Source organism: Desulfovibrio sp. (assembly GCF_035644575.1).
Lineage (GTDB): Bacteria > Desulfobacterota > Desulfovibrionia > Desulfovibrionales > Desulfovibrionaceae > Desulfovibrio.
Map to the genome: position 1 here is coordinate 21304 of NZ_DASQOG010000246.1, position 7170 is coordinate 28473.

General features: G+C 61.3%; 6 protein-coding genes. All 6 read right to left on the reverse strand.

The window, feature by feature from the left end; translation table 11 throughout:
* Window positions 1–74: 74 nt before the first annotated feature.
* The 6 genes from VEZ52_RS13795 to rimP all read right to left on the reverse strand — a co-directional run bounded on the left by VEZ52_RS13795 (window position 75) and on the right by rimP (window position 6968).
* Window positions 75–1103, reverse strand: a complete 1029-nt coding sequence (locus VEZ52_RS13795; protein ID WP_324837324.1) for a DHH family phosphoesterase — start codon at window positions 1101–1103, stop codon at window positions 75–77.
* Window positions 1090–1380 (reverse strand): DUF503 domain-containing protein, encoded by a 291-nt coding sequence (locus VEZ52_RS13800; RefSeq protein ID WP_027181023.1) that lies wholly within the window; start codon window positions 1378–1380, stop codon window positions 1090–1092. Before VEZ52_RS13800 ends, VEZ52_RS13795 begins: the two co-directional genes overlap by 14 nt.
* A gap of 209 nt (window positions 1381–1589) precedes the next feature.
* Window positions 1590–4583 carry a translation initiation factor IF-2 gene (gene infB, locus VEZ52_RS13805; RefSeq protein WP_324837325.1) on the reverse strand — a complete coding sequence of 998 codons (2994 nt, stop codon included), beginning with the start codon at window positions 4581–4583 and terminating at the stop codon, window positions 1590–1592.
* Complete coding sequence (locus VEZ52_RS13810) at window positions 4573–4836, reverse strand: YlxR family protein (RefSeq protein ID WP_022659908.1); 264 nt, start codon at window positions 4834–4836, stop codon at window positions 4573–4575. The genes infB and VEZ52_RS13810 overlap by 11 nt, the downstream gene beginning before the upstream one ends.
* Window positions 4823–6136, reverse strand: a complete 1314-nt coding sequence (nusA, locus tag VEZ52_RS13815) for a transcription termination factor NusA (protein ID WP_324837326.1) — start codon at window positions 6134–6136, stop codon at window positions 4823–4825. Before nusA ends, VEZ52_RS13810 begins: the two co-directional genes overlap by 14 nt.
* Window positions 6137–6245: 109 nt before the next feature.
* Entirely contained in the window at window positions 6246–6968 is a 723-nt protein-coding gene (rimP, locus tag VEZ52_RS13820; protein ID WP_324837327.1) for a ribosome maturation factor RimP, read from the reverse strand.
* Window positions 6969–7170: the final 202 nt, after the last annotated feature.

Genomic DNA, 7170 nt, shown 5'->3' on the forward strand with positions numbered 1-7170 from the left:
CGGGCATAAGTCAAAAAAATATCGGCGGTAAAGGCCACTGGGGGAGCCAAAACCGAGAAAAAAGCAGAAAACCGTTACTCGCCGGACGAACCCCGGTCTTCGGCATCCAGTTCTTCAGCTATGGCAGCCAGCAACTGGGCGCTAGACGTATCCATATCTGCCCGCACGGTGCCGCCCGCAGCATTGCGGTGACCGCCGCCGCCAAGTCTGGCCGCCGCCGCGCGCACGTCTACCGCGCCGTAGGAGCGCAGGCTGAACTTGCAGCAGGCCGGGGAATCCTCCCGCAGCACCGCGGCCACCTGAACGCCGCGCAACCGGCGCAGTTGTTCCACAAAACCTTCGAGGTCTTCCTTCAGCGCCCCGCATTTGCGCAGATCTTCAAGATACACGGGGCAAAAACAGACGCTGCCGTTGCGCTCAAGTTGCGCACGCTGCAAAAGCTGGCCCCAGAGGGTCAGGCGGCCACGGCTCCAGCTGTTTTCAAGATGTTCGCGCAACTGGGCAATATTACAGCCGTGCTCAACCAGATGGGCCGTGAGGTAGAGCACCTCGGCGCTGGTATTGCCGTGGCAGAAGCCGCCAGTGTCGGTAATGATGCCAAGGGCCAGGCCGTTTGCCAGCTCGCCCGTGAGGGGCAGGCCTGCGGCCAGGGCCACATAGGCCATGAGCTGGGCAGTGGCTGCCGCCTGGGGTTCAACCCAGTTTGCCACGCTGCCCATGCCGTTGCCGCCGAGATGGTGGTCAATATTCAGTGTTTGCAGATCAGGCAGGCGGCCCGCCAGCTCGCGGCCAAGGCGCTCTGGTTCGCCGCAGTCAAGCAGCACCGCGCAGCGCGGCTTGAAGGGCGGATGTTCCAGCGTTGTGTGCACGAAGCCCGGCGTGGAAAAAAAGTCCAGATATCCCGGCAGGCCCGGCTGGGCGTAGAGCATGAATTCCTTGCCCATGGACCGCAGGATATGTCCCGCAGCCGCCACAGCGCCTGCGGCATCTCCGTCAGGGTTCACATGGGCGGCCACAATAACCTGATCCACATGGCGAAAAGCTTCAGCCATGCGTTCCGCGCCGTCGCGGAATTGCGGGGGAATGAGTTCAGTCCGCTGCATATATCTCCACCTGGCTATCCGTCATTTCCTCGGGGCAGACCGCTTCCATCATGAGCGCGCATTTGTCCATGCGGCTGCGCAGATGGCTCTCGCTGTTGGAAATGGATACCACTGCAAGCCGCAGACGGGAGAGACTGTCTTCTGTTCCCGCTTCAGCTATGGCTACATTAAATTTGTTTCTGGTCTTCTGTTTCAGGCTGTTGGCAACGCGGCGCTTGGCCTTGAGATTATCGTTGCCTTCCAGGCTGAATTCTACGGTAAGAACCGCCATAAACATGGCCATATGCTGGATTCCTGCCGGTCGAGAGGCATTTTGCAGGCTTGCCGCCTTGTGGCGGCAAGGGGTCGGCGGCGTGCTTTGGCCCAAAGGGCGCCTTCCGGCACAGCCGAAGAATACAGATATGGCCTGAAAGGCTGGCTGTCAAAGGCATGTATGCAAAAAAGAAGGGAGGCCTGTTCGCGGCCTCCCTTCCCACTAATCATTGTTTAAAGAGTGGCGGCTTCTTCGACGGTTTCAAAGGCTTCGATGATGTCGCCGATCTTCACGTCGTTGAAGTTTTCAAGGCCCACGCCGCACTCGTTGCCCTTAACCACTTCCTTGGAGTCGTCCTTGAAGCGCTTGAGGGAAGAGATCTTGCCCGTGTAGACCACCACGCCGTCGCGCAGCAGGCGTACACCGGCATTACGGGCGATCTTGCCGTCAGCCACGTAGGAACCGGCGATAAGGCCGACCTTGGGCACGCTGAATGTGTCGCGCACTTCGGCCTGGCCGAGGTACACTTCACGCTGCACCGGGGCAAGCATGCCAGCCATGGCGCTCTTGATATCGTCCACGAGCTTGTAAATGATCTCGTAGAAGCGGATATCCACGTTTTCGTGGTCGGCCACATCCTTGATCTTGGAAGTGGGACGCACGTTGAAGCCGATAATGATGGCCTGCGAGGCAGAAGCCAGCAGAATGTCGGATTCCGTGATTGCGCCTGTGCCGCCGTGCACCACGTTGATGCGCACCTTTTCCGTGCTCTGCTTGTTCAGAGCTTCGGTGATGGCTTCCAGGCTGCCCTGCACGTCCGCCTTGACCACAAGGTTGAGGGTCAGGGTTTCCTGATCGGACTTGCGCTGCGACAGGAAGGTTTCAAGAGTGACGCGCGATTCGGAGGCCAGATCACGTTCACGCTGCTTGACCGCGCGGGAATCGGCGATGCGGCGGGCGACCTTTTCGTCGGACACCACAAAGAATTCCTCACCGGCTTCTGGTACGCCTTCAAAGCCCTGCACTTCCACAGGCAGCGAGGGGCCGGCGTCCTTGACCTTCTTGCCCTGGTCGCTCATGAGAGCGCGCACACGGCCCGAGAAGGTGCCGCACACAAAGCTGTCGCCCTGGCGCAGGGTGCCTTCCTGAATGAGCACGGTGGCGATGGGGCCACGGCCCTTGTCGAGCTTGGCTTCCACGATATGACCGCGAGCGGGCTTGTCGGGGTTGGCCTTGAGCTCCATGATTTCAGACTGGAGAGCCACCATTTCGAGCAGTTCGTCCAGACCCATGCGGCTCTTGGCCGAAACCTTGGCAACGATGGTGTCGCCGCCCCATTCTTCGGCCTGCAGGCCAAGCTCGGCCAGTTCGCGCAACACGCGGTCAGGCTCGGCGCCGGGCTTGTCCATCTTGTTCACGGCCACCATAATGGGCACATTGGCGGCGCGGGAGTGGTTGATGGCTTCGCGGGTCTGCTCCATGACGCCGTCGTCGGCGGCGACCACAAGGATAACAAGGTCGGTGACCTGAGCGCCACGGGCGCGCATGGCGGTGAAGGCTTCGTGGCCGGGCGTGTCGAGGAACACGATTTCGCCGCGCTTGGTCTTCACATGGTATGCGCCGATGTGCTGCGTGATGCCGCCGGCTTCGCCGCTGGTGACGTTGGACTTGCGTATGGCGTCGAGCAGCGAGGTTTTACCGTGGTCAACGTGACCCATGATGGTGACAACAGGCGGGCGCGGCTTGAGAGTTTCAGGCGCGTCCACTTCCTTGGGAACCAGATAATCGTCTTCAGAAAAGCCGACTTTTTCAACTTCGTAGCCGAATTCGGCGGCCACCAGAGTGGCGGTGTCGATATCCAGCGTCTGGTTGATGGTCGCCATGATGCCAAGACCAAAGAGTACCTTGATGATCTCGTTGGCCTTGAGACCCATCTGGTGGGCCATGTCGGCAACGCGGATGGCTTCGGTAATACGAATCTTGCGCTTGGCGGCCTTGAGCGGCTGGGTGGACTGCGGCACCACAGAAGAGCGGCCCGACTTGCGGCGGCCCTTGCCTCTGTTCAGGCGACCGCTGTCGTCGTCATCGCTGCGGCGGCCAAAATCACCCTGCTGAAAATCAACAGTGCGGCGACCCTTGAGGCGCTTTTTCTTGCTCTGTCCATCGCGGGTGTCGGAAGGGGAGGCAGGCGCTGCCTGCTGCCCAAAGCCACCTGCGGGACCACCGGGACGGGGGCCGCCAGCAGTACGCGGCGCGCCGCCGGGGCCACCGGGGCCGCCAGGACGGGGACCGCCGGGACGGGGAGGCCTGCCAGCGCCGTCTCTGGGCGGATAGCCGCCGGGGCGGCTGTCGCCAGTGCGGGCGGGGCGGGCATCCTGCGAGGGCGTGGCGCCGGGAACAGGACGGGAAATAATGCGAACCTGCGGCGTTGCCGGGGCTTCCGCACGGGGTGCGCGCCGGGGCGCGGCACCTTCCTCGCCGTCTTCACCGGCGCGGGCTTCAGCAGAGCGCTGGGGCAGGGTAGGCGCAGACGAGCCTTCGGGCATGGCCGAGGCATCGGGGCGCGCCACGCGGGCCTTGGCGGCCTTGTCCTGCGCTTCAGTCTTGTCGGCGTGGGGCTTTTCAGCCGGAGCCTTTGCAGCAACGGCTTCCACCACAGGGGCGGCAGGCGCAGCTTCCGGCGCAGGGGCAGACTCCACAGCGGCGGGAGCCGGGGCTTCCACAACCTCGGGTTCTTTCTGGTCGCTGGGGCGGCTGATAACGCGAGCGGGCGAAATGACCTTGGCAGGCTTGACGATGCGGGCCTTGTGTTCGGCAGCTGGGGCCGGTTCCTGCGCGGGCTTGGCAGCCTTGGGCGCAACGGGCTCGGCAGCGGGAGCAGATGGGGCCGCTTCAGCCACGGCTTCTACCACAGGGGCAGTTTCCTTGGGCGCTTCGGTTTCAACCGGAGCGGCAACGGGGCCTTCCTGCGCTGCGGTTTCGGCTTCCTGCGGGGAGTCCTTGCGGCGGCGGCGCACGATGACGTCGCGCTGTGTACCGGCACGCTCCGCATCAACCTGTTTCTGTTCGGCAAAGTAATCGCGCAAGCGAGTGGCCTCCTCTGAGGTGACGGAACCAGTAGCGGATTTTACCGGCAGGCCGAGCTCACGCGCGACACGCAGTATATCCTTGGGATCCTGCGAGATATCCCCGCCAAGATCCTTAATTTTTATTTTATCATCGGACATGTTTTCCCCCCTTGCGCCGTGTTCCGGGTCTGAATTTCGCGAACTTGGCCGCGCAGACAGGATCGGAACATACATACCAGCCTCTGCCCGGTCTGGTTTTTTCTGCGTCTAAAGTCAAAATTCCCTGCTCCGCCAGTACGTGGCGGTCGAGATCGGCCTTGGGAAAGCGGCGGCGGCAGATGACGCACATGCGCTCCGGCCCGTCACAGGCCTGCTCCCCGACTTCAACGGGCGCAGCGTTATTCTTTTGCATCTCCGCTTTCCGTGGCTGCGGGCATTTTCAGCTCCACTGCCGAGGATTCGGGAGTGCTCTCCACAATCGGGGCCAGGAAGTTGATGGCTGAGCGCAGGTCGGCAATGCGGGCCGCGCTGATAGTGAGTTTGTCAGCCAGTTCCTGGTCCGTAGCCTCGCGCAGGTTGTCCAGCGAGCTGTAGCCCGCGGCCAGAAGCGCTTCAATGGAAACTTCCGCCACGCTGGCAACCTGCTCAAGGCCGTGCCCAATGGCATTGGCCTCGTTGTAGCGGGTTTCGGTAAAGATATCGACCTTCCAGCCCAGCAGGCGCGCGGCAAGTTTGACGTTTTGCCCCTTGCGTCCGATGGCGTTGGTGAGCTGATCGTCAGGCACGATGACTTCCAGAAGATTTTCTTCTTCGTCCACCACAATGCGCGAAACCAGGGCCGGGGCCAGAGCGTTGCGGGCATAGGTGGCGATGTCTGCGCTCCAGACAACGATATCGATACGTTCGCCGTGCAGTTCCTGCACGATGTTCTGGATGCGCGAACCGCGCACGCCAACGCATGCGCCCACGGGATCCACATCACGCTCACGCGAAAGCACGGCAACCTTGGCGCGGGAGCCGGGATCGCGGGCAACGCCCATGATCTGCACCACGCCATCGTCAACTTCGGGCACTTCGCGGCGGAACAGGGCGGCCATGTAATCGCGGTGCGAACGGGAAACAACAACCTGCGGGCCGCGTCCTTCCTGGCGCACCTCAATGATGAGGGCCTGCACACGGTCGCCGCGTTTGTAATGTTCGCGGGGAATCTGTTCCTCACGGGGCAGTATGGCTTCGGTACGGCCCAGGTTCACAACCCAGCCGCCTTTGTCGCGTCGCTGCACGATGCCGGATACAATTTCGCCCACGCGATCCTTGTATTCGGTGTAGATGATTTCCTGCTCCGCATCACGCATGCGCTGGATGATAACCTGCTTGGCAGACTGGGCGGCAATGCGGCCAAGGTCTTCGACCTTGACGCGGAAGCCCATTTCATCGTCCACCTGCACTGACGGATCATGCTTGATCGCTTCGGAGTATTCGATCTGCGTGTCAGGATTGGCAAAGTCGTCGTCGTCCATGACGATTTTGAACTGGTAGACCTCAATGTCGCCTGTTTCGTCATTGTAGGTCACTTCCACGTCCATATCTTCGCTGAAGCGGCGCAGCACCGAAGTGCGCACCGCGTCTTCAAGCGTGTCGATGAGCATGTTGCGGTCAAGGCCTTTGTCCTTGCTGATCTGGTCAATGGCCTTTTTAAGTTCAAGATTCATGGGTGCCTCCGGCTGCTGGCGCTGCGGCGAAAATATCTCTGGTTCCTGCACTGTTCACGGCGGCCAGTGATTTTGGCCATGCCAAACGAGTGTGCAGTTGCGTCAGGTTTTACTGGTTCTCTTCAGAACCACTGGATTTTGTTTTCTTTTCCTTGCTGGGCTTGGTCGCGGCCTTGGCGGCGGGCGCTTTGGCGCGGCCCTTGCCAGGCTTTTGCGGCTGCCTGAAAATATACATGCGGCTTGCCCTGCGCACGGCATCCCAGGGGATGCTGACCGGCGGCAGGTTTTCGGGTGTCACCTCGCCCTCGGGCGAGATGGTGGCTGGCGCCAGGGTGAACGCATTTTCTTCAACGGAAAGCAGGGTGCCGCGCCACAGGCGGCGGGGGCCGCCGTGCGAGGGGTTGGGCCCTTCGGGCGAACCTTCGTTGATGGCAACGGCCCTGAGCAGACGGGCTTCCACCACATCGCCAATATAATGGCTCATCTGGTCAAGACTGAAAAAAAGTCGCGTCAGCCCGGGGGTGGAAACCTCCAACACGTACGCCTCGGGAATGGTATCTTCCACCTCAAGGGCGAGGCCGATGTGGCGCGAGATATGCTCGCACTGCTCAAGGGTGGCAGAAAGCGCGACCAGGGCTGGCGCATCAATGTCGTCGGTGTCGGCGGGGGCGGGCTGGGTGCCGGATTCCGCAGGAAACGGCACGTCTACAAAGAGCCGAACCACTGTGCGCCCGGCGCGGACGATTTCCACTCCCCAGATAACCAGGCCCAGCGATGTTGCGAGGGGCTCGGCCAAACTGGTGATGGTTTCTTTGAGTACGTCGTCGGTCATTCGTTTCTTAGAGCATTCCTTTGCGCTGAAAATGCGCTTGCCTGGCGGGTTTGCCCTGTCACAAGGACAAAAAAAAGGGGGCCCATTCAGGCCACCCCGCAGGAACTGCGTTCCGCATCAGGATGTAGCAGTGGCGCGAACGCCAGCCGCTTTGAATGAGTTTCATTATCTTGGTGAAAAAAAATTGTCAAGATGTTTGTGC